Origin of the sequence: Pseudonocardia broussonetiae (assembly GCF_013155125.1) — a bacterium.
GTDB lineage: Bacteria > Actinomycetota > Actinomycetes > Mycobacteriales > Pseudonocardiaceae > Pseudonocardia > Pseudonocardia broussonetiae.
Window position 1 is genome coordinate 5,880,444 of record NZ_CP053564.1, and the last position, 26,151, is coordinate 5,906,594.

The window sequence follows — 26,151 nt, forward strand, 5'->3', positions numbered from 1 at the left end:
CCCCGGGCCTCCTGCGTCGGCCCGTCCATCCCTCACTGGATCGCGATCAGCGTTTTGAGCGTACGGCGCCCGGCCATGCGTGCATATGCCTCCGGAACGGCGTCGAGCGGCACGGTCTCCGACGCCACGACCGTCGGGTCGACCGCGCCGGAGCGCACCAGCGCCAGCAGCGGGCCGGCGTCGCGGGCGAGGTCGCCGATGGCGAAGGTCAGGGTCAGCTCGTCGGCGAAGGCGCGCGCCACCGGCAGTTCCCAGCCCGGGTCGGTGTGCACGCCGACGGAGACGACGGTGCCGCGGCGGCGCACGAGTGCGAACCCGGTCTGCAGGCCGCGGGGCCCGCCGATCGCGTCGATCACGGCGTCGGCACCGCGGCGGTCGGTGAGCCGGTCGACGAGCGCGCGGGCGTCGTCGGGGGTGGCCACCACGGCGCCCTGGGCGGCCGCGAGCTCGCGACGGGCGTCGACGGGCTCCACGAGCACGACGATCCCGGCCCCGCAGGCCTGCGCGGCGAGGCTGGTGAGCTGCCCGACCGGTCCTCCGCCGATGACGGCGACGGTGTCGCCGGGCCGGATCGCCGCCCGCTGCACCGCCGCGTACCCGGTGGCGAGCGTGTCGCCCAGGAACACCGCGGCGTCGACGTCCACGCCGTCGGGGACCGCCTGCAGGACCGTGTCGGCGTGAGGTACGCGGACCAGTTCGGCCTGCGCACCCGGCAACGCGGGGCCGAACGCCGAGCCGGTGCCGAAGAACTGTCGCTCGGCGCACTCCCAGTGATCGCCGCGGCGGCACCACCAGCACCGGCCGCACGACGTGAAGTCCGCTCCGACCACGAGGCCACCGCGGCGATGACCGTGCACGCCGGCGCCCAGGTCCACCACCTCGCCCACGAACTCGTGGCCGAGGACGAAGCCCTCGGGCAGCCCGGTCGGATGGGCGACGACGTGCAGGTCGGTGCCGCACACGGCCGCACGGCGCACCCGCACGACGACGTCGGTGGGCTCCTCGACACCCGGGTCGGGCACGGTGTCCACCTCGACCCGCCCCTCCCCCGTGTACACGACGGCTCTCACCGTGTCAGCGCTCCCACGCGCTCGCGGATCCGGTCGGCGGCCGCGCGCAGCGCGGTGAGCTCGTCGGGCGCGAGGTCGACCTCGACGATCTCCCGCACCCCACCCCGGCCCAGCCGGACGGGCAGCCCGACGTAGACGTCGCGGATGCCGTAGGTGCCGTCGGCCAGCACCGCGGCGGGCAGCACCTCGCCGGTGTCGCGGACCATCGCGAGCACCATCGACGCGGCCGCCGTGCCGGGCGCCAGGAACGCGCTGCCGTTGCGCAGCAGGCCGACCACCTCGGCGCCGGATCCTCGGGCCCGGTCGACGGCCGCGTCGACCCCGTCGGCCACCTCGGCGAGCGGGCGGCCACCGACCGTTGCCTGCGAGAGCGGGATGACCATCTCCTCGCCGTGGCCACCCAGCGCGAGCGCGCGCACCCGGTCGGGGCGATCCCCTGCCGCCGGTGCCACCAGCGCCCGGAAGCGCGCGGTGTCGAGCACCCCGGCCATCCCGACGACCCGCTCGGCGGGCAACCCCGACGCCTGCCAGGCGTGCTGGGTCATCTCGTCGAGGGGGTTGGTGACGACGACGAGCACCGCGTCCGGGGAGGTCCGCGCGGCTCGCGCGGCCACGTCGCCGACGATCGCGGCGTTCGAGCCGACCAGGTCGGCGCGGCTCATCCCGGGCTGCCGGGCCCGTCCCGCGGTGATCACGACGTAGTCGGCGGCTCCCGCCTCCTCGACCGTCCCGCACCCCCGGACCCGCGTGGCGAACCCACCGAGAGCCGCGGAGTGCGCGAGGTCGAGCGCCACCCCGCGGGCCCGGCCCTCGTCGACGTCGACCAGGACGATCTCGCCGAACACGTCGGCGTCGGCGAGGCGCATCGCGGTGACCGTGCCGACGTTCCCCGCCCCGACCACGATCACCCGCCGGACCGCGCCGGGACGGACGGCGGACGGCAGCGGGGCGCCCCGCCGGAACAGCGCGCCCGACGGCGGCCGGACCGGGCGGGGGGCGGTCGAGCTGCGACCGGTGACGGTCGGCGGGCGGGCACCTGCCGGCGAGGGGCGCGGGGCGGCGGGTGCCGGTCGCGGCGGCGGCACCGACGAGGTCCCGGACCCGGTACGGCGGTCCCCGGTGACCGCGGCCGTCGTGCCCGGCGTGGCGACGACGATCTCGACGCCCCGCTCCCTGGCCCGTTCGCGCGCCAGCGGGGTGACCACGTCGCGCGGGCCGACGGCCAGGATCCCGGCCTGCGCCGCCGCGTCGACGTCGTCGGCCCCGACCACGCGGGAGCTCATCGCCCGTCCTCCCGCCCGTGCATCCCCTCCAGCGCGGCCACCGCCGCGTCCCGGGCCGTCACCACGTCGCTCTCGCTGCCGGACAGGAACATGCGCCCGAACCGGCCGACCGCCCGCAGCTCGATCACGGTGATGTCGGCGGCCTTCTCGGCCTCGTTGGCCGCGACGGCGATGTATGCCGCCGGGGCCACCTCCATGACCAGCAGGCTCTGCCCGGGCATCATCATCGAGCCCTTGCGCCACTTGTTGAGCAGCTGCGCCTGGTAGGGGTGCACGTTGGTGATGAACTGGGTCGACGCGATCGTCGGCCGGATGCGGTCCGCCTCGGTCAGGCCGAGCTCGTCGAGCACCGCCTGCCCGGAGGCCAGCACCTCCGCCTGCTGCTCGGAGTGGATCTCCAGCAGCCCGAACTCGCGCTCGATGATCTGCAGGGCCGGGCGGACGCCGGAGGCCTTGAGCGCGATGTCGGCGGCCCGGAACACCTCGTTGCCCGGCGCCATCTCGATGTAGAGCTCCGCCATCCCGGCCAGCGGGACGTCACCGGGGCTGGTGGCCGCGATGTGCGCCGCGCACTGCGGCTGCATCCGGTCCACGAACGCGTAGGTGCGCAAGGTGGGAGTCACGGCGCCGACCTCGCGATCCCGAGCGGCGTGATCAACAGGGCGTGCGGGTAGGTCACGACGGGGCGCTCCAGCCATTCGGCCAGCACGGAGTCCGCGCCGGGGATCATCAGGGCACCCCCGGCGAGGTGCACGGGAAGGTGCTCCACGCCGCGGGTCATGGAACGGACCGACTCGGCGATCCTCTGCAGGCCGGGCACGAGGATCGGGAAGGCCCCGGCCGGATCCTCGCGCTTGCGCGCCTCGGCCTGCTCCACCGGGATCCGCAGCGCGCCGGCCAGCACCAGGTCGAGGTGGTGCCCGCCGCCGGCCCGGTCGTCGAGGGCCTCGAGCACGCCGTCCCGGAAGACACCGACGCCTGTCGAGCCGCCCCCGACGTCGACCACCACCCCGTCCCGGACGTCGAGCGTGCGCTGCGCGGCGGTGACCTCGTCGACCAGGACGACGTCGGCGAACCCGGCCGTCTCGCAGACGTAGGTGCACGCCCGAGCGTCGCGGACCGGGATGCACGGAGGGTAGGCCGTGGCGGTGGCCGTCAGCGGTGCGCCGAGCGCCTCCTCGGCCCGCGTCCGCAGGTGCCGCACGGCGGCCACCGCGGCAGCGAAGTCGACCACCACCCCGTCGCGCAGCGCGCCCGACGGGTGGGCGTCGACCCACACCGGGGCGCCCGAGGCGTCGAGCACCACCAGCACGCAGGTGGCCGTGCCGAGGTCGACGCCCACCCGCAGCGGCCCGGTCACGGTCTCCGGGACGGTGCCGGCGCAGGCCGCGGCGGCGTCCAGCAGCGCGCGTGGGTCGGTGGTCACGATCACAGTTCCACCGGGTCGTACACGGTCCGCCACGGCCGCACCTCGTGCGCGATCCGCTTGATGTTGATCAGGTGCAGCGGGGTGACGTTGTCCGAGCAGATCGAGCCGCTCCACGTGCCGGTGCCGAGCTGGAAGGACGGGTCGACCTCACAGGAGTAGCCCATGCCGCCGAACAGCGCCGGGGTGTTGATCACGATCCGGCCGGCCGGGAGCGTGCCGAACGGGGCGATCTCCTCGGGGTCGGCAGCGTGCACCGCGCACGTGTGGCCCTCGCCGTCGAGCGCGAGCACCTCGCGGCAGCGCGCCCAGCCGGCCGCGGCGTCCGGCTCCCGGTACACCGACAGCACGGGACCGAGGATCTCGCGGGAGAGCGGCGTGTCGAGCCCGACCCGGTCGAGCCTCGCGGCCAGCACGCGCGTGCGGGTGGGCACGGCGAACCCGGACAGCTCCGCCAGTCCCACCGCGCTCTGCCCGACCGCGGCCGGGCGCAGGGCCCCCCGCTCGTCGAACAGCGTGCGGACGAGCGCGGCCTGCTGGGCCTCGTTCATCCAGTGGGCACCCCGCTGCTCGAACGCGGCGAGGAAGGCGTCGGCCACGGCCTCCACGACGACCACCGACTGCTCGGCGACGCACGCCGTGCCGTTGTCGAACGACTTCGACGTGATGATCATCTCGGCGGCCTCGGCCGGGTCGGCGACCGACGCCCCGACATAGGCGGGCACGTTCCCCGCCCCGACGGCTATGGTCGGCTTCCCGCTGGAGTACGCGGCGCGGACCATCCCCGGCCCACCGGTGGCGAGCACGAGCGCGATCTCCTCGCGGCGCATCAACTCCTGGGTCGAGGACAGCGTCGGCGACTCCAGGCAGGAGATCAGCCCCTCCGGGGCACCGGCGCCCACTGCCGCCTCGGCCATGATCTCGGCGGCCCGCAGCGTGCACCGGGCGGCTCGGGGATGCGGGGCGAGCACGATCGCGTTGCCCGACTTCACCGCCGCCAGGCACTTGAACAGCGCCGTCGACGTCGGGTTGGTCACCGGGATGATCCCCGCGATGACGCCCATCGGGCTGCCGACGGCGGTGACGCGGGCGTCCTCGTCGACCCACAGCACGCCCACCGCCCGGCGTTCCAGCATCCAGCGGGCGACGAAACCGGTGTTGTAGCGGTTCTTGTGGATCTTGTGCTCGTAGACGCCGTAGCCTGTCTCGTCCACGGCGAGCCTGGCCAGCTCCTCGGCGCCCTTCGTGCCGGCGAGGGCCATGGCCCGTACGAAGCGGTCGAGGGTCTCCTGGTCGCAGCCGGCGAGCCGGTCGAAGGCCTCCCGCGCCGCCCGGGCCTTGCTCCGGACGTCCGCGAGGCCCGCCAGGTCGGCGTCCCATGCAGCCGTCACCGGGGATCAGCCCTTCGGGCGGGTGAGGATCGCGAGAATGCCCTCGGTCTCGTCGTGCGGGCGCGGGATGACGTGGACCGAGACGACCTCGCCCGCCTTGCCCGCGGCGACGGCACCGGCGTCGGTGGCGGCCTTCACCGCGCCGACGTCACCACGCACCATGATCGTCACCAGGCCGCCGCCGATCTCGCGGTGCCCGACGATCTGCACGTTGGCGGCCTTCACCATCGCGTCGGCGGCCTCGATCGCCCCGACCAGGCCCTTCGTCTCGATCAGGCCCAGCGCACCGCGCGGCCCGGTCGGCGTGCCGGCTGCGCCGGTCGAGGGGGTTGCCATGGGTCCTCCAGTAGGTGTTTCAAGGCGCGTCTCAGAACTTGCTGTAGGTGACGGTGCCGTTGCGGACGACCGTGTCGGCGATCGCGACGACCGCCCGGTCGGTGGGGGCGTCGGCCCCCGCGGCGATCCGCGCGGCCCCGCCGGCCGCCACCAGGACGATCTCGCCGACACCGGCCCCCACCAGGTCGACGGCCACGTAGGCCGCGCCGGTGGACCGCTCGGGATCGGCGCCGGTGGCGTCCTGCAGCAGGAGCAGGGTGAACCGCTCCAGGCCCGGCTCCTTGACCGTCGCGACCACCTGCCCCAGCACCTTGGCGAGCAGCACGTCGTCACCTCCACGGCCGGTCCCGGGCCGGCTGTGAGCCGTGCCACTCGATGGAAGGCGACAGTAGGTCGACTCCTCCGGGCCAGGCGCTATCCGGAGGGGACAACGTCCGGCGGCGTCGTTGTCCCCGGACGCTCTGGCCGGACCTCCTCGCCGCAGGCAGGGTGAGCGGTGACGCAGGACACAGGAGGTGCACCGGTGATCCGTCCCGAGGACGCTCAGTTCCACCCGCCGACCAGCGACGACCCGCTGTGGGCGGAGACCAACTACTTCGGCCTCTACGCCGCTCAGGACACCGAGGCGCCGATCAACATCGGGGTCTACGGCCTGTTCCGCGAGCCGCTCGGTGTCGTCGGCTCGACGGTGTCGGTGAACCGCAGACGCGTGACGATGCCGTGGGCCGCGGACTACTGGGACGCGTGGGAGCACCTCGTCGTACCCCAGCCGTCGAACCTGCTGGACTACGAGCTGGCCAACGGTCTCAAGGTCGTGTGCTCCGAGCCGAACGCGGTGTGGGACGTCTCCTACACCGACGCCGCCGCCGGGCTCGACCTGCGCTTCCGGTACACGGCGCTGATGGAGGCCTACGACATCAACGACCCGGCCCAGGACCCGATGGCCGCCGGCAAGGACATGGCCAAGACCTGGGGCCACGCCTACGCCGGCCACTTCGACCAGACCGGGCACTTCGAGGGCGATCTGTCGCTGCGCGGCGAGACGTTCCCGATCGACTGCGTGTCCACGATGGACCACAGCTGGGGCGTGCGCGCCGAGCGGCAGGCATCGCGCCTGTCGTGGATGCACGCCCACTTCGACCGCGACCTCGCGATCCACGTGATCTCCGACTTCTCCACCGACGCCGGTCCCGATGCGCCCTCCCCGCTGACGATGACCCACGGCTACGTGCTGGAGGGCGGCAAGGTCCACGGCCTCAAGGCCGGAAGCGGCACGTCGTGGAGGACGGGGTTCTACGGCGAGGCGGTGCAGCTGTCGGTCACCGACTCGGCCGACCGCACGTGGGAGCTGGAAGGTACCGGGCTCACGACGTTCCCGTGGCAGGCGTGGCCGGGCACCGTCGGGCACAACGTGCTGCACCGCTGGACGCTGAACGGCCGCACCGGGTACGGGGAGTGCATGGACTTCATCGGCCTCGGCGAGCTCGGCGCCGTCTACAACCGGGCCTGACATGGCCGGGCCTACCCACACCGGGCCTCCTTCGTCGTCCCTTCCGTCCCCCGCGCCGCCGGTGCGGGCCGTCGTCTTCGACCTCGACGGCACGCTGGTGCAGACGCGCGTCGCGTCATGGGAGGTGTTCTCCCGGATCAACGACCGGTTCTCGCTCGGCGTCGACAGCCCGGAGCGCTACTTCGACCTGTTCCGCAACAACGTGTTCGCCTCGATCCGTACGCTGTGCCGCGACGAGGCGCACGCCGACGAGGTGAAGGCGGCGTTCCTCGCCCTGCTGCGCACCGACTACACGCCGGCGATGATCCCCGGGATGAGCGACGTGGTCAGGAGGCTCGCCGGGGACTGCACGCTCGCGGTCATGTCGTCCAACGCGATGCAGGTGCTGCGCCGCGTGCTCGTCGCAGGCGACCTGGCCTTCTGCTTCGCCCATGTGTTCGGCGGCGACGTGGCCCCGGACAAGCGGGCCGCGATCCGCGCGTTCCTCGCCGACTCCGGCAGCGGGTTCGGCCGGCGCTGCGCCGCCGACTACGACGAGGCCGGGCAGCACCCGGCGCCCGACCCGGCCGGCACGGTGCTGGTCACCGACACGGCGGGCGACGTGCGCGACGCCCGGGAGACCGGCATCCGCGTCGTCGGCGTGGCGTGGGGGATGCACTCGGTCGACGAGCTCCTCGACGCCGGGGCGGAGTTCGTGGCGCTGTGGCCGCAGGAGATCACCGCCTACCTGCTGGGCGACGCGGCGGTGGAGCCGCCGGGCGGGGCGTGTGCCGTGCCGGCCCGCCCCGTGGAGAAGGACTGCGGGTGCGGATGCTCAGGCACCGACGGGCAGGACGACCCGGTCCGGGAGGCCGCTGCGGCCCGCCGACGGCGCCGCACCGCGGCGAGGTCGCACGTGCTCGCCGCGCTGCCCACCGCCCCCGCCCCGGATTGCAGTAAGGCCACCTTGCCGCAACCAGACGGCAGCAAGGTGGCCTTACTGCAATGCGTGCCGGCCGAGCTGCTCGCCGCCGTGCGGGCCGTGTGCGCCGATGGCTGACCCCGGCGGTCGGCACGTCTCGCCGCTGGCCGGGGCGTTCAACTTCCGCGACCTCGGCGGGCTGCGGGCGGGTCCGCTGCGCCGCGTGCGCGACGGCGTCCTGTTCCGCAGCGACACCCTCCAGGCACTCACCGACGACGACGTCACGCGGCTGGTCGACCGGCTCGGCGTCGAGCTGCTGGTGGACCTGCGGCTCGGCGCCGAGACGGTGACGCAGGGGCGCGGACCGATGGCCGCCGCGGGGATCTGCTACCTCAACGCGCCGCTGCCCACGGCGCCGGTGACCGACGTGCCCCCGGCCGAGCAGACCCTGCACTTCTACCGCTCGACCCTGAACTCACCCGGTCCGGTGCTGCCGACGGTGGTACGGGTCCTCGCGGCGACCGCGGGCCGCCCGACCGTCCTGCACTGCGCCGCAGGCAAGGACCGCACCGGGCTGGTGACGGCACTGACGCTGAGCCTCGTCGGTGTCGACGAGTCCGACATCGTCGACGACTACCTGGCGAGCGCCCACAACATGCCGCGCATGGTCGAACGGTTCCGCGGCTGGCCGTTCTACCGCGACCACATGGCGGCGGTGGCGCCCGAGCTCTACCAGACGCACGAGGGGACCATCCGCGGCTTCCTCGACGTGCTCGACCGGGACTGGGGCGGGGCCGCGGGCTGGGCCGCCGCCCGCGGGATCCCCGCCGCGGTGCTCGCCGAGCTCACCGACGGGCTGCTGGAGCCGGTCCCCTGACGGGTCACCCGGCGAGCGCGGCCTTGCCGAGGGCGAGCACGAGCGGGCGGGTCTGCGCGGCGTCGACGGCGAAGCGACGGAAGCCCGAGGCGTACAGCTGGGCCGCGACCGTGTCGGACACCTCGCCGGACAGCCGCATCCCGATCCGTCGACCGGAGTCGTCGGTCGCCCTCGCGACCTCCGTGAGCAGAACCTGCACCGAGGGATCGAGCGTGGTCCGCGGATCGCAGCTCAGCAGCCCGCGCCGCAGGTACCCGTCCAACGGCTCCGCGGTGAGCAGCTGGCGGGCGGGGATCCCGAACATCGCCGCCTGCAAGGTGCGCACCTCGAGCCAGACGACCGCGCTGGCCGCCGCGATGTCCACCGCTCCGTAGGCGGCCCTCGGGCTGGTCAGGTAGGTGCCGACGGTGACATCCGGCCCGGTCTCCTCCGCCAGCGCCGTGAGCGCGCGGGCCTCCATCGGGTCGCTGATGTGCCGTACCGCGAGGTGGACGCGGGCGCGCGATCCGGACGCCAGCACCGCACGCCCCAGGCCTTCCAGTTGCGCCCGGACCAGCTCCGGGCGGCCCAGCGGTACCGACAGCTCCGGGTGCCGCGTCGTGACGGCCGTCTGCTGGAGCAGCTCGCGGGCCTCGTCGGCGACCAGGTCGATCGCGCGGACGCCGACCTCCACGTCGCCCGCGGCCGCCAGCAGCGGGGTGAACTCGGCCTCCACCAGTGCCGCGATCGCGCCGAAGCCGTCCCGGCCGGCACCGTGGCCGAGCAGCCCCTCCACGAGACCGTCCAGGTGACCGGTGGCCGCCAGCACGTCGTCGACGGCCGTGACCAGGCCGTGTGCTCCCGCCTCGCGCGCGCCGGCCACATCGCCGGGCAGCGTCACCCGGCAGAGCACCTCGCAGCGGGCGGCATCGGCAGCGACCGCGAGCAACGCCGACATCGACCCGGTCGCCGACGCCGGGGTCGACGTGGCGAAGGACCCGGTGAACAGTTCGCCGGTGGCGCCGTCGAGGGAGACGGGCTCGCCCTCGGCGATGCTCCGCCCGTCCACCGCGAGGACGCGGGCCTCCGGGTCGACCGTCATCGCCGACGCACCGACGACGCAGGCCGTGCCCAGGGCGCGGGCGACGACGGCGGCGTGGCTGGTGGAGCCACCGGTGGCCGTGACGATGCCCTGCGCCGCGATCATGCCGTGCAGGTCGGCCGGGCTGGTGACGGCCCGGGCGAGGATCACCGCGGTGCCGGCGTCGGCCGCCTCCTTCGCCCGGTCGGGATCCAGGACGAGCTCGCCGCTGACCTGGCCGGGGCAGGCCCCGATGCCCGTGGTCAGGAGCCGCCCGTCCTCCCGGGCCGCCTCGACGTCCCCGTCGGCGAAACCGGGCCGCTGCACCTGGCGGACCTGCTCGGAGGAGACCGCCCGCAGCGCGGCACCCGGCGTCAGGGCACCCTCGGTGAGGAGGTCCGAGGCGATCCGCACCGCCGCCTCCGGGGTGCGCTTGGCGCTGCGCACCTGCAGCAGCCACAGCGTGGAGCGTTCGACGGTGAACTCGATGTCGAGCACGTCGCCCTGGCGCCGCTCCAGCTCGGCGCAGGTCGTCCGCAGCTCGTCGAGCACCTCCGGGGCGAGCGCGGTGGCGACCGGGTCGGGGGTGCGGGTGCCGGCCACCACGTCCTCACCCTGGCTGTGCGCGAGGTACTCGCCGAACAGCCCCGGCTCGCCGGTGACCGGGTTGCGTGTGAAGACCACGCCCGAGCCGGAGTCGGAGGACAGGTTGCCGAACACCATCGCCTGCACCACGACGGCGGTGCCGAGGTCGTGCGGGATCTTGTGGTGGTCACGGTAGGTCCGGGCCCGGCGGGTGTTCCAGGAGCGGAAGACGGCCTCCACCGCGCCGACGAGCTGGGCGCGCGGGTCGTCCGGCACGCTCTCGCCGCAGTCGTCGTCCAGTGCCTTCTCGCACGCCGCCCACACGCGGTCGTGGACCGCGCCCGGGTCGTCGTCCGCAGAGACGGCGGCGACGAGGTCGGCGATGCCGTCGCCCGGGTCGAGAGCACCCAGCACCGTCTCGGCGTACATGGCGTGGAAGCGGGCCACGAGATCGGCGGTGAACCGGACGTCGTGGGTAGCCGTCGCCATCGCGATCGCGGCCTCGCGGCCGAGCCCGAGGTTGAGGACGGTGTCCATCATCCCGGGCATCGAGATCGGCGCCCCGGAGCGCACGGACAGCAGCAGCGGCAGCGGACCCGTCCCGAACGTCTTGCCCGACGCCGTCTCCAGGGCCGCGAGCCGGTCGAACACCTCGTCGACCAGCCCGTCCGGCATCGCGCCCGCGGCGAGGTAGTGGCGGCAGGCGTCGGTGGAGACGATGTACCCGGGCGGCACGCGCAGCCCGTCCTGCGTCATGCGGGCCAGACCGGCCCCCTTGCCGCCGAGCCGGTCGACGTCGGCGGGATCGGCGTCGGTGAACGTGAGCGTGAAGGTCATTCGACGCGTTCCCGGCCCAGGGTGCGCAGCAGGTCCTCGTGGAACTCGAACCAGACGTTGTGCACCGAGTCGAGTGTGGGCGAGGAGACCAGCTCGTGGCGCCCGGCGTCGATGCCCTCCATCGCGACGGAGAAGCGACGCGGGTAGGCGTCGAAGCGCGGGTCGCGCCGAGCCAGCGCGTCGAGGAGCGGGCCGAGACGCTGGACGAGCTTGTCCAGCCGCGCGATGACCTTGTCGTCGTACTCGGCGTCGGAGTGGTCGTTGGTGACCTTCCGGCCGCCCACCTCGATCTGCTGCCAGGACGACATCGTGGTCAGGAACTGGGCGTTCACAGTCTCGAACCGATCGACCAGCGGCACGAGGTCCGGGTCCTCGCGCATCGCCGCGTAGTGGTGCGCCGCGGCCGCGACCAGTGCGGGCTCGGCCTCGTCGGCCGGGAACACGGCACCCGCCGCGTCCACGACCAGTCCCTGCCCGGCGAGCCGCTCCAAGGCCGATCCCACGTCGGACGCGGCCATCCCGGTGTCGCCGGCGATCACGTCGGCGGCGACCATCTTCTTGAGTGCGACGACGTTCAGCACGTCGTAGTCGGTCTTGTCCAGGACCGGGGCGGTCATAGAGGTTCCTTCCCGTGCAACGGACACCGGGCGGCGCGCGCACGGCGCGCCGCCCGGTGGGACGACAGGGGACGAGCCGCCCTAGAGCCAGCGACCCTTCGAGTTGCGGCGGTCGGCGTCCTCGGAGAAGGGCAGGTAGCCCGCGCCCGAGAAGATCTTGCTGGGCACCGTCGCCTGGGCGAAGCCGCGCTTGGTGATGTCGTAGTAGTAGTTCGCGACGCGCTGGTCGATCTCCCAGAGGTCGTAGTCCTGGCACGCCTTCTCGTAGGTCCCGGCCAGCCGCAGGTGCGGAAGGATCATGTCCACGTAGTAGACGTACTGGCCGTTCCAGATCAGGTCGCGCCGGTTCATCCGGGCGGTCTTGCTGTAGAGCTTCAGCGTGGCGCTCTGGACGCGGCCGAGGTGGTCGGCCAGATCGTCGATCTTGATCGGGTACACCTCGCCCATCGGGGTGTCCCACTTCTCCCGGGCGAACACCGCACCGCCCGTGATGGCCTCGATGTAGTTCTTCGGCCGGGTGAACGTGGTGGAGATGTCGTTGACCCGGATCTCGGCCAGCGACATCTTCTCCGGGTCGATGGTCAGCGCGAGCGTGTAGCAGTGCGGGAGACCCTCGTCGTCGCAGACGTCGCTCCAGTGGAACGCCTCCTCGTTGACGAACAGGTCGCGCAGGATCAGCAGCTGCCCGTCCGGCAGCTCGTACGGACCGGTGTCGCCCAGGCCCAGCCGGCAGTCGTAGTGGTCGAGGAACGACAACAGCTCCGCAGCCGCGTTGAACTGGGTGAACGCGCTGTGCTTGGGGCTGCCGTTCTCGATCGGCTCGATCTGCGAGGTGATCTGCGAGAGGAAGTCCGGCTCGTGGATCTGGCAGCGGTAGTTGTCCTGGGAGTTGAGGATGAAGCCGTCCTGCCGCTTGCCCCACAGGACGCGCTGCATGAACTTGAGGATCTCGTTGCTCTCGCCGATGTAGTCGTCCGGGCCGATGACCTCCAGCGCCAGCAGGCCACAGCGCCCCATGCCGAACCCGACGGCGCCGATGCACCAGTCGTGCACCGCGTTGACCTTGGTGCCGATCTCGCGGCGCGCACTGGCGCCGATGTCCATGATCCCCTGCGCACCCACCTCCTTGGTGGTCATGCGCAGGATCTCCGGCCACCGGTAGAACTCGTGCATGAAGGCCAGGATCTCGTACTCCTGGCGCGGGATCATACCGCTGACGCCCTCGGTGGCGCGCATGACGAGCACGTCCCAGATGTTCCAGGCGAGGTAGTTGTTGAGGTCGTTGAGCTCGGGGATGGTGAACTCGTCACGGAGGACGTCCTCCTTCGACACCCTCTCCAGCACACCGCTCTTCGCGCGCTCCTTCATCATCCGGTCGCCCTTGATCCCGTCGACGACGGGCTCCATGCCGACGAAGTTGCCGGTGTAGGTCAGGTCCTGGAAACGCAGGCCGTCGTCACCGGGCTCGTACCGCTTCTTGTAGGTGGCGCGCTTGCCCTCAGTCGTGGTCACTGTGTACTCCTGTCCGTGTCGGGGTGCGGGCGCTCAGTCGTCGGCCACGACGCGGCCGACCTCGTGGTCGGTGCACTCGAGCCGGACCTTGCGGCCGTCGAGGGCCTTCGCGATCTCCACGAAGTGCTCGTCGCCGGTCTCGCCGACGACGTAGCGGGACTCGCTGGTGGTGAGGGAGGCGGTCATCACACAGGGGGTCTGGAACTCCCGCGTGAGGATCCCGAGGTGCGACTCGGGCGAACCCGACATGGTGATCACGCCGATGGCGCCCATGCTCAGGGCCGGCGCGAGGAAGGTGGTCGTACCCCCGCGGACCAGCAGGATGTGATCCTTGAGCTTGCCCGACTTGATCAGACCGATCACGTCCGCAGGCTTCTCCAGGTACTTGATCGTCCCGCTGGGTGACTTGGCGGTGTCGAAGACGTTGTAGCCCTCGGCCAGGACCTCGGCCATGCGTTCCTCCTTGAACCTGCTCCGGATGACTCGCCCGGGCTGCTCCGAGCGGGCCCCGGGTAGCGGCGTCGCTGGCCTCACTGTGCCGTCCGTCACTTGTCCCACCGATGGTCTGTTCGGATAGAACTGGTCGGGCCGCTTGTCTCGACCGGACAACGCCAACGGCCGGCTGCCCTCCCCCAGCACCGTGGTCACCTCGGCGTCCAGGTCCGTGCCGCTGACCGTCAGTTGGCACAGCTCCGACACCCGCACATCGGTGTCCAGCAGCACCCGGACCAGCGCGTGGTCACGCCGTTCGAGGAACGACCGGCCCACGCACCACGCGAGGATCGCCTTGAGCTGGTGGTCACCGAGCACCTCCGGCGGCAGGTCGACGCCGGGTCGCTGGTCAGGTACTCCTCCTCGACCAGCCACCGGCCGACGCTGCGCACACCGGCGATCTTCGTGTTCGTGGTCGAGGCCTCCCACCGGTCGGCGTCGTCGAACACCCAGCCCTCGAGGTTCTCGCGCGTCACGTCGGCCAGGTCCGCCCGACCCGTCGAGGCCCGCAGCCGGTCGCAGAACCGGGTGATCGAGGCGAGTCAGCGCTGTCGAGGAGCTCCGTCAGACCGCAGGCGCTTCCACGCGCAGCACCCGCTGCAGGAACGCCACCTGCGCCGAGGCGGACCGCTCGAACATCTCGCCGGAGTAGATGTCGAAGTGACCGGACGGCAGCTCGAGGATCTCCGAACCGGCGCCGGCCTTCGCGGCCACCGCGCGGACGGCGGCGGGCGGGGCGATGTTGTCGTCGGCCGCCACCACCAGGAAGATCGGCGCCCGCAGCTTCGCGGCCGCGGTGACGGGCCGGTTGAGCGGGATGAACAGGGCTCCGCGGGCCAGCATCTCGTTGCGGAACGTCGGGCCCATGATCGAGCGGTAGCCGTCCTCCGCGCCCTCGGCCGTGATCGCCGCGAGCGAGCCGGGCGGGCCCACGACCGGGATGAGGTGCGGGCCGCGGCCCAGCGCGGAGCCGACGAGGTCGCGCAGGCCGTGCCCGGTGAGCCGCAGCAGCTGCCCGATCCCGGCGTAGCGGCCGATCTCCAGCAGCGCCGCGAGCCCGTCCATGGCCGCGCCCTGGGAGATCACGGCGGCGACCTGCCCGTCGCGCGCCGCCACCGGCACGACGTGCCCGCCGGAGTAGGAGCTGCCCCAGAGCACGATCCGGTCGGGGTCAACGCCGGGCAGGCCGCGGGCGTGGGCCAGCGCGGCGTGGTAGTCCTGCCGGTGCGCGACGTGGAAGACGTTCTGGCGCGGGCTGCCCTCGGAGGTGCCGTAGCCGCGGTAGTCGAACACGAGCACGGCGGCGCCGGCCGCGGCGAACCGCTCCGCGAACGGCAGCAGCCCCGCGTCCTTCGTGGCCCCGAACCCGTGCCCCATCACCACGCACGGGCGGCCGCGGGGACCGGTGAGCGCGTCGGTGCCGGCCTCCAGGTACCACGCGGAGCACCGCGTGCCGTGGCTGTCGAACCCGGTCTCGCTCACCATCGACTGCTCCTCGTTCCCGTGTGGCCCCGCACACACCTTCGCCGGGCGGACGTTACCGGTTCGCGGTCTACGGTGATCTCCGTTCACCGCCGAACCACCCCGAGGAGCGCCCGTGACCCTGCCCACCGACGAGAACCGCGACCTGCTCACCGTCGTCGCCACCATGCGCGCGAAGCCCGGCAAGGAGCAGGAGCTGCAGGACGTGCTCGAGGCCCTCATCGCGCCCACGCGCGCCGAGGCCGACAACGTCACCTACGCGCTGCACCGGGGCGCGCAGGACCCGGCGGTGTTCATCTTCGTCGAGCACTGGACCAACCAGGCCGCGCTCGACGCCCACCTCGGCACCCCGCACCTGCAGGCCGCGCTGCCGAAGATCCCCGAGCTGCTCGACGGCGACCTCGTCATCACCCCGCTGCACCGCGTCGCCTGAGCGACCGGCGGCGGTCAGCTCCCGGTGAGGAAGCTGGCCGTCGTCGGGGTGCCGGCCTCGAGGCCGCGCAGCCAGTCGAGGTCGCCGTCACCGAACACGGCCACCGCGCCCGTCAGCAGCCACACCAGCGACGGCAGGAACTCCGACATCAGCACCTGGCGCTTCGCGGGCACGTCGGCCGTGTCCGCCTCGCTCTCCAGCACCCCGGTGACGTACCGCGCCCGCGCCGAGTACCGCTTGCCCATCCGCTCGGTGATCCACCCGAGGGCCTCCTCGACGCGGTCCGGGCGGTCGGCCACGGCCTCGCGGACCAGGCTGAGCAGCCGCACGAGCGTCAGCGTGGCCATCAGCTGCGCCGGGCCGCCGTCGCCGTCGGGCACCGCGCGGGCGTCCAGCTCGACGAACTGCGCCGTGGCCTGGCGGCCGGGGTCGGGCGAGGGCTCCTCCAGCGTGGCCTCCACCGCGCGGTAGAGCAGGTCGCCGATCGCCTCGGCGGCCTTCGCGATCTCCCGGGCCCCACGGTCTTCCTTCATGTCGGCCAGCCTAGGCAGGGTTCGCGTGGTTCGTGATCGTGGGCCTCGGCGTGCGGTCGGTTCCGGTCCCGTCCGGGTGCGATCGTCGCTCAGCGGTGGTCCCGTGGGGCAGACGAACGGTTACCGGGTCGGTTGCCGTCGTGGTCGGCCTGCCTCCGGGCCTGCGCGCAGCAGCACCTCGCTGCCGCGTCGGACGAGCTCACCACCGCCTCCGAGACCGAGCTGCTGTCATGCTCACGCTGTGCGAGAACCTCGCCCGGCGGGTCGAGGCCCTCTCCACCGCCGCCATCGCCACTCCCGACGACCAGGGCGCCTTCCTGACGCGCGGCTACCGGTCCACCGCGCGGGCACTGGCCGATCTGCTGTCCGTCGATCACCTCGACGCCCGGCGCCGCACGGCCGTCGCCGGTGACGTACACGCCCGCACCACGCTCGACGGGACGCCGCTCCCCGCCCGGCTGCCTGCCACCGCCGCTGCGTTCGCCGACGGCGACATCGCGCTGCGCCACGTCGAGGTCATCGGACGCGTCCTCGCGACCGACGCCGCGTCCCGCCTGACCCCCGAGCAGTGGGCCTCGGTGGAGGCCCAGCTCGCCGCCGACGCCACCCGCCTCACCCCCACCGAGCTCCAGACCCTCGGTACCGCGCTGGTCGCGTTGCTGGACCAGGGCGGCGCCGAACCCGACGACCACACCCCGGCCCCGGTCAACGAACTGCGCCTCCGGTGCGCCGTCACCGCCCGAGACCGCGGCTGCGCCCACCCCGGCTGCGACCGACCACCCTCCTGGTCCGAGGTCCACCACATCCACCACTGGGAACACGGCGGACCCACCGCCCTGAACAACCTGGTGATGCTCTGCAAGGCCCACCACCGCCAGATCCACCACACCGACTGGCAGGTGAGGACCCGCGACGGGCTACCCGAGTTCGTCCCACCCCGCTGGATCGACCCCGCGCAGAGACCCCGCCGCACGGCCCTCGCCCACCTGGCCGCGTAGTCGGCGCGCGCCGACTACCCGCAGACCGCCCCCTGCGCCGCCGACCCCACGAGCTTCGAGTACTTCCCCAGCACCCCGCGCCGCAGCTCCGGGGTGGGGGCGGGCGGCGACCACGCCTCCCGCCGGCGCGCGAGCTCCGCCTCGTCGACGACCAGCTCCAGCGTCCGCGACGCCATGTCCAGCACGATCCGGTCGCCGTCACGCACGAACGCGATCGGCCCGCCGTCGACGGCCTCGGGCGCCACGTGCCCCACGCACAGGCCGGTGGTCGCCCCGGAGAAGCGGCCGTCGGTGAGCAGCAGGACGTCCTTGCCCAGCCCGGCGCCCTTGATCGCCCCGGTGACGGCCAGCATCTCCCGCATCCCCGGCCCGCCGCGCGGCCCCTCGTACCGGATGACGACGACGTCGCCGGGCTGCAGGTCCGGCACGGCGTCCATCGCGCCCTGCTCGCCGTCGAAGACGCGGGCGGTGCCCTCGAAGCGCGAGGAGTCGAACCCGGCGCTCTTGACGACGGCCCCCTCGGGCGCCAGCGAGCCGTGCAGGATCGTGATGCCGCCGGTGGGGTGGATCGGGTTCGACAGGGCGCGCAGGATCTCGCCGTCGAGGTCCGGCGGGTCGATCGCGGCGAGGTTCTCGGCGACGGTGGAGCCGGTGCAGGTGAGCACGTCGCCGTGCAGCAGCCCGGCGTCGAGCAGCGCCTTCATGACGACGGGCACGCCGCCCACGCGGTCGACGGTGGACATCACGTGCGCCCCGAACGGCTTGACGTCGGCCAGGTGCGGCACGCGGTCGCCGACGCGGGTGAAGTCGGCGAGCTCCAGCGGCACGCCCGCCTCCCACGCGATGGCGAGCAGGTGCAGCACCGCGTTGGTGGACCCGCCGAACGCCATGACGACCGCGATCGCGTTCTCGAACGCCTCGCGCGTGAGGATCTGCCGGGCCGTGATGCCCTTCTCGATCATCCCGATGACGGCCTCGCCGGACGCGCGGGCGATGCCGTCGCGGCGGCGGTCGACCGCGGGCGGGCTGGCCGAGCCGGGCAGCGCCATCCCGAGCGCCTCGGCGGCGCTCGCCATCGTGTTGGCCGTGTACATGCCGCCGCAGGCGCCCTCGCCGGGGCAGATCGCGCGCTCGATCGCGTCGACCTCCTCGCGGGTGATCAGGCCCCGCTGGCACGCCCCGACGGCCTCGAACGCGTCGGCGATCGTCACCTCCCGCTCCCCCACGTACCCGGGCATGATCGACCCGGCGTAGAGGAAGACCGCGGCGAGGTCCAGGCGCGCCGCGGCCATCAGCATCCCGGGCAGGCTCTTGTCGCAGCCCGCGAGGAGCACGGTGCCGTCGAGGCGCTCGGCCTGCACGACGGTCTCGACGGAGTCGGCGATCACCTCGCGGCTGACCAGCGACCAGTGCATCCCGACGTGCCCCATCGAGATGCCGTCCGACACCGAGATCGTGCCGAACTCCATCGGGAACCCGCCCGCCCGGTGCACGCCCTCCTTGGCCGCGAGGCCCAGGCGCTGCAGCGACAGGTTGCACGGGGTGATCTCGTTCCAGCTCGACGCGATGCCGATCTGGGGCTTGCCGAAGTCCTCGTCGCGCATCCCGACGGCGCGCAGCATGCCGCGCGCGGCGGTGCGCTCCAGGCCGTCGGTGACCTCGCGGGAGCGGGGCTTGATGTCCGTCATGGGCGGGCTCCTGCCGTGGTGGGGGCTCCATCATCGCGGGTGCCCACCCGTCGTCCCACGACCAGGACGACCACGGCGGCCAGCACCATGAACCCGGCGACGACGAACATGCCGACGCGGAAGTCGCCGGTGACGCCCTGCAGCCACCCGGTCAGGTACGGGCCGACGAACCCGGAGAGGTTGCCGAAGGAGTTGATCAGCGCGATCCCCGCGGCCGCGCCGACGCCGGTGAGGAACGTGGGCGGGATCTGCCAGATCACCGGGATCGCGGCGAAGACGCCGGACGCGCACACGCACATCGCGGCGATCACCAGGTAGGGCGAGTCGAGGAACAGGGCGACGGCGACGCCCGCCGCCCCGACCAGCGCCGGCACCGCGACGTGCAGGGTCCGCTCGCGGGTGGCGTCGGAGTGCCGGGCGTTGAGCACCATCACGACCGACGCGACCGCGTAGGGCACCGCGGTGATCAGCCCGATCTGCACGAGCGAGAACTCGACGCCGAACTGCTCCTGCAGGTCCGACACCACCTGCGGCAGGAAGAACGCCAGCACGTAGAGCCCGAACACCACCCCGAAGTAGACGACCGACAGCGCGACGACCCGCCCGTCGCGCAGCGCGTCGCGCATCCCGGTGGTCTCGGGCACCTGCGCGGCGTCCTCGTCGGCGATCCGCGCCTCCAGCGCCCGGGCCGCGTCGGGCTCGAGCCAGCGGGCCGTGGTGGGGCGGTCGGGCAGGAGCACGAGCACCAGCAGCCCGACGAGGACGGCCGGCACGCCCTCGGCGAAGAACATGAACCGCCAGCCCTGGGCGAAGCCGAGCACGCCGTCGCCGTTCTCGATGAGCCAGGTCGACAGCGGCGCGCCCAGCACCGTCGACAGCGGCACCGCCAGGAAGAACAGCGCCACCACCCGCGCCCGCCGCGCCCGCGGGAACCAGTACGTCAGGTACAGGATGATCCCGGGGAAGAACCCGGCCTCGGCCACGCCGAGCAGGAACCGCACGGCGTAGAAGCCGAGCTCGTTCGTCACGAACGCCGTGGCCGACGCGACGATCCCCCAGGTCAGCATGATCCGCGCGATCCACAACCGGGCGCCGACCCGGTGCAGGACCACGTTGCTCGGCACCTCGAAGAAGAAGTAGCCGACGAAGAACAGCCCCGCCCCCAGCCCGTAGGCGGCGGCGGACAGTCCGAGGTCGGGGTTCATCCGCAGCGCCGCGAAGCCGACGTTCACGCGGTCGACGTAGTTGAGCAGGTAGCAGAGCCCGAGGAACGGCAGCAGGCGCCACATGGCGCGCCGCACCGCCGCCTCGACGAGCGGGGACTCCGGGACGTCATCGGCCATGCGCCACTGCCTACCCCGGGGGCGCGACGGGGACAACCGCAGGCTCGGTGTCCTCCGGTCGTCAGGGCACGCGCGGTGCCAGCGCCTCCAGCACCGCTCGGTTGACCGCGCAGAGGTCGGCCTGCGTCTCGCGGGCGAGGGTGACGACGCCGGCGAGCCCGTTGCCCAGCTGCATCGTCGACAGGCACAGCGCCGCCTGCCCGGGCGCCGCCGCGGCGCGGTGCTCCAGGCCCGGCCGGTCGCCGAAGCGGGTGGCGACGCCGGGGCGTGCGGCGGGGTCGACGCTGTAGGCGCCCGCCGCCGGGCCCCAGCTCACGACCGACACCAGCGCGTCGGAGGCGTAGTCGCAGCCCACGCGGTAGAGCGTGTCGGCCTCGACCGGCGAGGGGAACGGGTGCGGGTCGACGCCGGGCGGGCGCACCTCGGCCGGGAACGCCGACCAGCCGATCGTCGTGCAGGGGTCGAACGGCGCGCCGACGTCGTCGGCGGTGGGCAGGTCCTCCAGCGAGCCCAGGGCGAGCGCGTCCGGGGCGGCGGGGAGCGGGCCCGGCAGCGCGGCGGCCGCGCGGTCGACGCCGGTGCGCGCGGCGTCGCAGCCGGGCGCGGTCACGGCGAGGGTCTCGCGGAACAGGTAGGGCAGCGACGGGACCAGCAGCGTCGTGTCGCTGACCTGGCGGGTCACCGTGCAGCCGTCCGGGGCGTCGTCGACGACCTCGACCCGGCCGTCGGGCAGCATCCCCGCGACGCCCTCGACGTCGACCTCGACCTGGCCCAGCCCGAGCGCCACCGCGAGCCCGGGGGCCGAGCAGGTCCGCGGCCCGGTGACGGTGACGTCGGCGGGCGCCGTGACGATCGCGGCGAGCGCCGCGCACGGGTCCTGCTCCCCCACCGCGAACGCCGGGTCGGTGCCCGCGGCGGCGCGGCGCGGCGGGGCGTCGATGCGCGGTAGGACGTCGGCGAGGTACCGAGCGGCGAGCGCGCAGGACGCCGCCGGGTCGTCGGCCGCCTCGCCGCGCACGACGACGCCCCAGCCCAGCGCGACCTCGCGGGCGTACCCGCACTCGGGACGCCCGTGCGCCTCCTCGGCCGGCGCGACGGGCGGGAAGGAGCGGCCGCCGATCTCGCGGGGGGCGCCCGGGCCCCGCACGAGTTCCGCGACCTCGATCGTCACGTAGGACAGCGCGCCGTCGGCGGCGGACTCCAGCGCGACCTCGCAGCCGTCGTAGCCGCGGACCGGGCGCAGCGCGAACGCGACGGCCCCGGAGGCGCGCTCGGCCGCGGCGACGTCGTGCATCGCGCAGACGTCCCACGACCGCAGCACCGCCAGCTGCCCGGCGAGGACGCGCTCGCCGTCGTCGAAGGGCAGGGCGGCCAGCGCGGCGTCGCGGGCGGGCGAGCCGGTGCCGGGCACGGTGGCCGAGCACCCGGCCCCCGTGGACCCGGCCAGGAGCGCGGCCAGAACGGCCACCCCCGTCCGCCAGCGCATGGAAGGAACGCTAGCAGGACGGCGTTGGGCCGTTCGGCCTAGTGGACTAGTCCCTGCTGCCGGCGGAGGCGAAGCCGCGGTCGCGGCGCACGTTGGCGCGGCGGCCCTTGAGCGTCGTCGTGCCGCGCAGGCTGCGCAGCACGTCGTCGGCGGCGTGCTCCGGGATCTCGACGAGCGCGTGCCGCTCGTGGATCTGGATGGCGCCGATGTCGCGGCCCGTCAGGTTCGACTCGTTGGCCAGCGCGCCCACGATGTCCTGCGGGCGCACGCCGCTCGCGCGGCCGGCGTTGACGAACAGCCGGGTGGTGCCGGCCTTCGGCGCCCGGGTGCCCGCGGCGCCGCCGCGGCCCCGGGAGTCGCGGGCGTCGCGCGGACCCCGCGCGTCGCGCGAGCCGGAGCGCGGAGCGCTGACCACCGGGATGTCCTCGCCGTCGTCGGGCGTGCCCGCGGCGGCGGCCATCAGCCGGATCGCGGCGGTCGCGACGTCGGCGGCGTCGAACTCCTCGGCCAGCCCGGCGACCATGGCGGCCACGCCGTCGTCGTCGGCCGACATCTCGGCCAGCGCCTCGCGCAGCGCCTCACGGGTGCGCTCGAGGCGGGCGGCGCGCAGATCGGCCGCGGTGGGGACGGCGGCCATCTCGATGGGCTGGCCGGTGAGCCGCTCCACGTTGCGCAGCGCGTAGACCTTCGACGGCGGCGCCAGCGTGATCGCGACGCCCTCGCGCCCGGCCCGCCCGACGCGCCCGATGCGGTGCACGTAGGCCTCGGAGCTCTGCGGCACGTCGTGGTTGACGACGTGGGTGAGCAGGTCGATGTCGAGGCCGCGGGCCGCGACGTCGGTGGCGACGAGCAGCTCGGTGCGCCCGCTGCGCAGCCGCTCGACCACGCGGGTGCGGTGCTCCTGGTCCATGCCGCCGTGCAGCGCCTCGGCGCGCAGGCCGCGGCCGGTGAGCGTCTCGGTGACCGCGTCGACGTCGAGCCGGGTGCGGCAGAAGACGATCGCGGCCGTGGGGCGCTCGGCCTCCAGGACGCGACCCAGCGCGGCGGTGGTGTGGGTGCGGGGCACGAGGTAGGCGGTCTGGCGGACCTTGGGGGCCTCGCCCTCCGCGACCTCCTCGCGGCGGATCCGCACCGTGACCGGCTCGCGCAGGTACTTCTGCGCCAGCGTCTCGATGCGCCGCGGCATGGTGGCGCTGAACAGCACCGCCTGCCGGGTGTCCGGGGTGGCGTCGAGCAGCGTCTCGATGTCCTCGACGAAGCCCATGTCGAGCATCTCGTCGGCCTCGTCCAGGACGACGACCTCGAGGTCGTGCAGCTTGAGCGCGCCGCGGTTCATCAGGTCGATGGCGCGGCCCGGGGTGGCGACGACGACGTCGACGCCCTGGTGCAGCGCCTTGAGCTGCGGGCCGACCGGCGCGCCGCCGTAGACGGTGAGCACGCGGGCGTGCAGGCCGGCGCCGTAGCGCTGGACGGCCTCGGACACCTGCAGCGCGAGCTCGCGGGTGGGGGCCAGGATCAGGCCGAACGGGGCGGCGCCGCGCTCGCGGGAGGGGCGCTGGTCGGCCATGCGCTCCAGCATCGGCAGCGCGAAGGCCGCCGTCTTGCCGGTGCCGGTGGCCGCCTGGCCCAGCAGGTCACGGCCCTCGACCAGGGGCGTGATCGCCTCGGCCTGGATGGGGCTCGGGTGGGTGTAGCCCAGCTCGTCGACGACGGCGAGGAGCTCGTCGCGCAGCGGCAGGTCGGAGAAGGTGGGCAGGTCGAGGTCGAGCTCAGACAAGTGGAATCTTCCGTCGCAGTCAGCGGGCACACGTCGGCGTACCCGCGGGCGAGCCCGCGGGCCCTCTGCACGAGTTCTGCCTGGCCGTTGCGGTCTCTGATGGTCTCAACGCACCATCGGCCTCACATACTCCCAGGTGACGCCGCTCACCGCGACGGCGGGGCACCTGACGCAGAGATCACACGGGCGCTCGGTCACGACGTCGCCCGCCGTTCACCTGCGGACGGCAGCCTGGACGGCGTGACGAACCACGCCCCCGCCAACCTCCGGGACCTCCGCGGACTGCGCACCGACGACGGACGGATCGTCCGCCGCGGTGTCCTCTACCGCAGCGAGCTGCCGCTGTCGGGCACCGCCGCGGCGGCCGAGGTGGCGGTGTGGCCGCCCGCCGACGTCATCGACCTGCGCGTGCCCGGCGAGCACCCCGCCCCGCACCACCTCGACCTGCCCGGCACCACCGTGCACTCCGTGCCGATGGGCGCCGACCTCGCGCCCGCGCTCGCCGCCGCGCAGCCCACCGGCCACGACCTGGCCGAGGCCTACGCGCTCCTGGCCCGCGACGCGGCCGGCTCGATCGCGCACATCGCCGCGCTCGTCGCCGACTCCCCCGGCCCCGTCCTCGTGCACTGCACCGCGGGCAAGGACCGCACCGGCGTCGTCGTCGCGGTGCTGCTGCGCGCGGTCGGCGTGCGCCGCGAGGACGTCGTCGCCGACTACCTGCGCACCGAGGCCAACCTCCCCCGCCTGTGGGCCACGCTGCGCGCCGCCGGGATCCGCGAGCCGCGCAACCGCGCGCTGATGGGCGTGCACCGCGCGGCTCTGGAGTCCGTGCTCGACGAGGTCGAGGGGCACGAGGGCGGGGCCGCGGGCTGGCTCGCCGCGCACGGCGTCGACGACGCCGCGCTGGCCCGGCTCTCCGACCGCCTGCTCGGCACGGCCTACGAGTCGGCCGCCTGAGGCCCGACCGCCCGGGACCCGACCGCCTGAGACCGGGCCGGGAGGCATGGCGCAGGATCGGCCCATGAGGCTGATCCAGTGGGACGTCGACCGGACGCTGCTCGTCGCAGGCGGGCTCGGCGTCGACGCGTTCGCCGCGGCCTTCACCGCCGTCACCGGGGTGCCGTGGCGCGGGGCGCTCGTGGCGGCGGGCCGGACCGACCTGTCGATCACCCCCGAGCTGTTCGCCCAGCACGGCATCGACGACGCCGGCCCGCACCTGGAGCCGTTCTTCGCCCGCTACACGACCGAGTTCGCCGCCCGCGCCGACCGGCTCCCCGCCCACGGCACGCTGCTGCCCGGCGCCGCCGCGGTGCTGGCCGCGCTGGCCGGGCGGCCCGGGGTCGTGCAGACGCTGGTCACCGGCAACATCGCCGCCGTCGGCGTCGCGAAGGTGACGGCGTTCGGCCTGCACCCGCACCTCGACACGGCGGTCGGCGGCTACGGCGACGACCACCCGGTCCGCGCCGAGCTCGTGCGCCGCAGCCGGGAGCGCGCGGAGGCCGCCTACGGCCCCTTCGCCGACGCCGACGTGCTCGTCGTCGGCGACACCGTGCACGACGTGGCCGCCGCGCTCGGGGCGGGCGTCGTCGCCGTCGGGGTGGCGACGGGCCCGGCGACGGTCGACGAGCTCACCGCCGCGGGCGCCCACCACGTCCTGCCCGGCCTGGACGACGTGGAGCGGGCGGTGGCGGTGCTGGCGGGCTGAGTCAGCCGCTGCGCCGCGCCACCGGGCGGGAGCTGCCGAGCTCGGCCGACATCGCCGCGGTGGTCTCGACCAGCTCCGCGGTGACCGCGGCCAGCACCTCGTCCGTGGCCACCCGCGCGGGCAGCGCGAGCGCCACCACCAGCGGCAGCGACTCCCCCGCGGCAAAGACCGGCGCCGCCACCGAGGTGACGCCGGGGATCACCCCGCCCGTGGTGAGCGCGACGCCGTCGCGGAGCACCGCCGCGGTGATCCGGCCGATCTCGGCGTCCGACGCGGTGTTGGGCACCCCGGCCTCGCGCTCCCCGCGCAGCACCGGGCCGGTCAGCGTCTCGGGCAGGTGCGCGAGGTACACGCGGCCGACCGACGACCCGGCCAGCGGCAGCGTCGCCCCGACCCGCACGGTGATCGGCAGGGCGTACGAGCCGTAGTCCCAGCGGACGATCACCGGCCCGTGGTCCCCCCAGACGGCGAGGTTGACCGCGTGCCCGGTGCGGTCGCGCAGCCCCGGCAGGTACTCCGACGCCAGGCCGACCTCGTCCATGCGGCGCAGCGCCTCCATCCCGAGGCGGCGCAGCGCCGGGCCCATGTCGTAGAGCCCGGAGCTGCGCGACTGCGCGACGAGCCCGACCCGGCCCAGGCTCACCAGGTAGCGGTGCGCCTTGCTGGCGCTCATCCCGCTGGCCCCGGCGAGCTGGGTGAGGCTCATCGGGCCGAGGCCCTCCTCCAGCGCCCGCAGCACGGTCATGGCGAGCTCGACGGACTGGATGCCCTGCCGGGCGTCCGTCGCGCCCTCACCGTCTGCCACGAGG

Annotated in this window: 25 protein-coding genes; 7 read left to right on the plus strand and 18 right to left on the minus strand. The window is 74.0% G+C overall.

The window, feature by feature from the left end:
- Window positions 1–32: 32 nt before the first annotated feature.
- Genes HOP40_RS28510 through HOP40_RS28540 form a run of 7 tightly spaced genes read right to left on the minus strand, consistent with a single transcriptional unit; the run spans window position 33 to window position 5,831 of the window.
- Window positions 33–1,070: an alcohol dehydrogenase catalytic domain-containing protein gene (locus HOP40_RS28510; RefSeq protein WP_172164480.1), complete on the minus strand. Its 1,038-nt coding sequence runs from the start codon at window positions 1,068–1,070 to the stop codon at window positions 33–35.
- The gene (locus HOP40_RS28515; protein WP_172164484.1) at window positions 1,067–2,353 is read right to left on the minus strand and encodes a malate dehydrogenase; all 1,287 of its coding nucleotides are present in this window, start codon (window positions 2,351–2,353) and stop codon (window positions 1,067–1,069) included. Before HOP40_RS28515 ends, HOP40_RS28510 begins: the two co-directional genes overlap by 4 nt.
- Window positions 2,350–2,976, minus strand: a complete 627-nt coding sequence (locus tag HOP40_RS28520) for a hypothetical protein (RefSeq protein ID WP_240157330.1) — start codon at window positions 2,974–2,976, stop codon at window positions 2,350–2,352. Before HOP40_RS28520 ends, HOP40_RS28515 begins: the two co-directional genes overlap by 4 nt.
- Window positions 2,973–3,779 carry an ethanolamine utilization protein EutJ gene (gene eutJ, locus HOP40_RS28525; RefSeq protein WP_240157331.1) on the minus strand — a complete coding sequence of 269 codons (807 nt, stop codon included), beginning with the start codon at window positions 3,777–3,779 and terminating at the stop codon, window positions 2,973–2,975. The genes HOP40_RS28520 and eutJ overlap by 4 nt, the downstream gene beginning before the upstream one ends.
- Window positions 3,780–3,781: 2 nt before the next feature.
- A complete protein-coding gene (locus HOP40_RS28530; RefSeq protein WP_172164492.1) occupies window positions 3,782–5,170 on the minus strand; it encodes an aldehyde dehydrogenase family protein in 1,389 nt (462 codons plus the stop codon).
- A gap of 6 nt (window positions 5,171–5,176) precedes the next feature.
- On the minus strand, window positions 5,177–5,506 hold the full coding sequence (locus tag HOP40_RS28535) for a BMC domain-containing protein (RefSeq protein WP_172164495.1): 330 nt from the start codon (window positions 5,504–5,506) through the stop codon (window positions 5,177–5,179).
- 31 nt (window positions 5,507–5,537) lie between these two features.
- Complete coding sequence (locus tag HOP40_RS28540; protein ID WP_172164498.1) at window positions 5,538–5,831, minus strand: EutN/CcmL family microcompartment protein; 294 nt, start codon at window positions 5,829–5,831, stop codon at window positions 5,538–5,540.
- A gap of 198 nt (window positions 5,832–6,029) precedes the next feature.
- Here HOP40_RS28540 and HOP40_RS28545 point away from each other — a divergent pair, with 198 nt between their 5' ends.
- From HOP40_RS28545 to HOP40_RS28555, 3 genes are all read left to right on the plus strand, one after another.
- Window positions 6,030–7,016 (plus strand): DUF7064 domain-containing protein, encoded by a 987-nt coding sequence (locus HOP40_RS28545; RefSeq protein WP_172164501.1) that lies wholly within the window; start codon window positions 6,030–6,032, stop codon window positions 7,014–7,016.
- A 61-nt stretch (window positions 7,017–7,077) separates the two neighbouring features.
- Window positions 7,078–8,055: an HAD family hydrolase gene (locus HOP40_RS28550; RefSeq protein WP_240157332.1), complete on the plus strand. Its 978-nt coding sequence runs from the start codon at window positions 7,078–7,080 to the stop codon at window positions 8,053–8,055.
- A complete protein-coding gene (locus HOP40_RS28555; RefSeq protein ID WP_172164507.1) occupies window positions 8,048–8,794 on the plus strand; it encodes a tyrosine-protein phosphatase in 747 nt (248 codons plus the stop codon). Before HOP40_RS28550 ends, HOP40_RS28555 begins: the two co-directional genes overlap by 8 nt.
- Before the next feature lie 4 nt (window positions 8,795–8,798).
- Here the strand turns inward: HOP40_RS28555 and HOP40_RS28560 are convergent, their stop codons facing one another.
- From HOP40_RS28560 to HOP40_RS28580, 5 genes are all read right to left on the minus strand, one after another.
- Window positions 8,799–11,276, minus strand: coding sequence for a pyruvate, phosphate dikinase (locus HOP40_RS28560; RefSeq protein ID WP_172164510.1), 2,478 nt, complete (start codon window positions 11,274–11,276; stop codon window positions 8,799–8,801).
- Window positions 11,273–11,893 carry a hypothetical protein gene (locus HOP40_RS28565; RefSeq protein ID WP_172164513.1) on the minus strand — a complete coding sequence of 207 codons (621 nt, stop codon included), beginning with the start codon at window positions 11,891–11,893 and terminating at the stop codon, window positions 11,273–11,275. Before HOP40_RS28565 ends, HOP40_RS28560 begins: the two co-directional genes overlap by 4 nt.
- A gap of 81 nt (window positions 11,894–11,974) precedes the next feature.
- The gene (locus HOP40_RS28570; protein WP_172164516.1) at window positions 11,975–13,405 is read right to left on the minus strand and encodes a hypothetical protein; all 1,431 of its coding nucleotides are present in this window, start codon (window positions 13,403–13,405) and stop codon (window positions 11,975–11,977) included.
- A 33-nt stretch (window positions 13,406–13,438) separates the two neighbouring features.
- Window positions 13,439–14,215, minus strand: coding sequence for a PEP-utilizing enzyme (locus HOP40_RS36170; protein WP_240157333.1), 777 nt, complete (start codon window positions 14,213–14,215; stop codon window positions 13,439–13,441).
- A gap of 246 nt (window positions 14,216–14,461) precedes the next feature.
- The gene (locus HOP40_RS28580; protein ID WP_172164519.1) at window positions 14,462–15,382 is read right to left on the minus strand and encodes an alpha/beta hydrolase; all 921 of its coding nucleotides are present in this window, start codon (window positions 15,380–15,382) and stop codon (window positions 14,462–14,464) included.
- Window positions 15,383–15,494: 112 nt separating this feature from the next.
- On the opposite strand from HOP40_RS28580, the gene HOP40_RS28585 reads away from it, so the two are divergent.
- On the plus strand, window positions 15,495–15,812 hold the full coding sequence (locus HOP40_RS28585; protein WP_172164522.1) for a putative quinol monooxygenase: 318 nt from the start codon (window positions 15,495–15,497) through the stop codon (window positions 15,810–15,812).
- 14 nt (window positions 15,813–15,826) lie between these two features.
- Here the strand turns inward: HOP40_RS28585 and HOP40_RS28590 are convergent, their stop codons facing one another.
- Window positions 15,827–16,345, minus strand: a complete 519-nt coding sequence (locus tag HOP40_RS28590) for a hypothetical protein (RefSeq protein WP_172164525.1) — start codon at window positions 16,343–16,345, stop codon at window positions 15,827–15,829.
- A 230-nt stretch (window positions 16,346–16,575) separates the two neighbouring features.
- Here HOP40_RS28590 and HOP40_RS28595 point away from each other — a divergent pair, with 230 nt between their 5' ends.
- Window positions 16,576–17,343, plus strand: a complete 768-nt coding sequence (locus tag HOP40_RS28595) for an HNH endonuclease signature motif containing protein (protein WP_172164528.1) — start codon at window positions 16,576–16,578, stop codon at window positions 17,341–17,343.
- A gap of 14 nt (window positions 17,344–17,357) precedes the next feature.
- Here the strand turns inward: HOP40_RS28595 and ilvD are convergent, their stop codons facing one another.
- The 4 genes from ilvD to HOP40_RS28615 all read right to left on the minus strand — a co-directional run bounded on the left by ilvD (window position 17,358) and on the right by HOP40_RS28615 (window position 23,637).
- Entirely contained in the window at window positions 17,358–19,031 is a 1,674-nt protein-coding gene (gene ilvD, locus HOP40_RS28600) for a dihydroxy-acid dehydratase (protein ID WP_172164531.1), read from the minus strand.
- Window positions 19,028–20,374 carry an MFS transporter gene (locus HOP40_RS28605; protein ID WP_172164534.1) on the minus strand — a complete coding sequence of 449 codons (1,347 nt, stop codon included), beginning with the start codon at window positions 20,372–20,374 and terminating at the stop codon, window positions 19,028–19,030. The genes ilvD and HOP40_RS28605 overlap by 4 nt, the downstream gene beginning before the upstream one ends.
- Before the next feature lie 61 nt (window positions 20,375–20,435).
- The gene (locus HOP40_RS28610; protein ID WP_172164537.1) at window positions 20,436–21,860 is read right to left on the minus strand and encodes a hypothetical protein; all 1,425 of its coding nucleotides are present in this window, start codon (window positions 21,858–21,860) and stop codon (window positions 20,436–20,438) included.
- A gap of 46 nt (window positions 21,861–21,906) precedes the next feature.
- Complete coding sequence (locus HOP40_RS28615) at window positions 21,907–23,637, minus strand: DEAD/DEAH box helicase (RefSeq protein WP_172164540.1); 1,731 nt, start codon at window positions 23,635–23,637, stop codon at window positions 21,907–21,909.
- 240 nt (window positions 23,638–23,877) lie between these two features.
- Between HOP40_RS28615 and HOP40_RS28620 the strand changes: the two genes are divergently transcribed.
- Window positions 23,878–24,594, plus strand: a complete 717-nt coding sequence (locus HOP40_RS28620; protein ID WP_172164543.1) for a tyrosine-protein phosphatase — start codon at window positions 23,878–23,880, stop codon at window positions 24,592–24,594.
- A gap of 64 nt (window positions 24,595–24,658) precedes the next feature.
- Window positions 24,659–25,342, plus strand: a complete 684-nt coding sequence (locus HOP40_RS28625) for a haloacid dehalogenase-like hydrolase (RefSeq protein ID WP_172164546.1) — start codon at window positions 24,659–24,661, stop codon at window positions 25,340–25,342.
- Between the two features lies 1 nt (window position 25,343).
- Here HOP40_RS28625 and HOP40_RS28630 read toward each other — a convergent pair whose 3' ends face one another.
- Complete coding sequence (locus HOP40_RS28630; protein ID WP_205346958.1) at window positions 25,344–26,147, minus strand: IclR family transcriptional regulator; 804 nt, start codon at window positions 26,145–26,147, stop codon at window positions 25,344–25,346.
- Window positions 26,148–26,151: the final 4 nt, after the last annotated feature.

Bases quoted from the DNA above. Each gene is read 5' to 3' on its own strand.
- HOP40_RS28515 (WP_172164484.1), bottom strand. From the start codon at position 2,353: ATGAGCTCCCGCGTGGTCGGGGCCGACGACGTCGACGCGGCGGCGCAG.
- HOP40_RS28535 (WP_172164495.1), bottom strand. From the start codon at position 5,506: ATGGCAACCCCCTCGACCGGCGCAGCCGGCACGCCGACCGGGCCGCGC.
- HOP40_RS28555 (WP_172164507.1), top strand. From the start codon at position 8,048: ATGGCTGACCCCGGCGGTCGGCACGTCTCGCCGCTGGCCGGGGCGTTC.
- HOP40_RS28560 (WP_172164510.1), bottom strand. From the start codon at position 11,276: ATGACCTTCACGCTCACGTTCACCGACGCCGATCCCGCCGACGTCGAC.
- HOP40_RS28565 (WP_172164513.1), bottom strand. From the start codon at position 11,893: ATGACCGCCCCGGTCCTGGACAAGACCGACTACGACGTGCTGAACGTC.
- HOP40_RS28580 (WP_172164519.1), bottom strand. From the start codon at position 15,382: ATGGTGAGCGAGACCGGGTTCGACAGCCACGGCACGCGGTGCTCCGCG.
- HOP40_RS28590 (WP_172164525.1), bottom strand. From the start codon at position 16,345: ATGAAGGAAGACCGTGGGGCCCGGGAGATCGCGAAGGCCGCCGAGGCG.
- HOP40_RS28595 (WP_172164528.1), top strand. From the start codon at position 16,576: ATGCTCACGCTGTGCGAGAACCTCGCCCGGCGGGTCGAGGCCCTCTCC.
- ilvD (WP_172164531.1), bottom strand. From the start codon at position 19,031: ATGACGGACATCAAGCCCCGCTCCCGCGAGGTCACCGACGGCCTGGAG.
- HOP40_RS28605 (WP_172164534.1), bottom strand. From the start codon at position 20,374: ATGGCCGATGACGTCCCGGAGTCCCCGCTCGTCGAGGCGGCGGTGCGG.
- HOP40_RS28610 (WP_172164537.1), bottom strand. From the start codon at position 21,860: ATGCGCTGGCGGACGGGGGTGGCCGTTCTGGCCGCGCTCCTGGCCGGG.
- HOP40_RS28625 (WP_172164546.1), top strand. From the start codon at position 24,659: ATGAGGCTGATCCAGTGGGACGTCGACCGGACGCTGCTCGTCGCAGGC.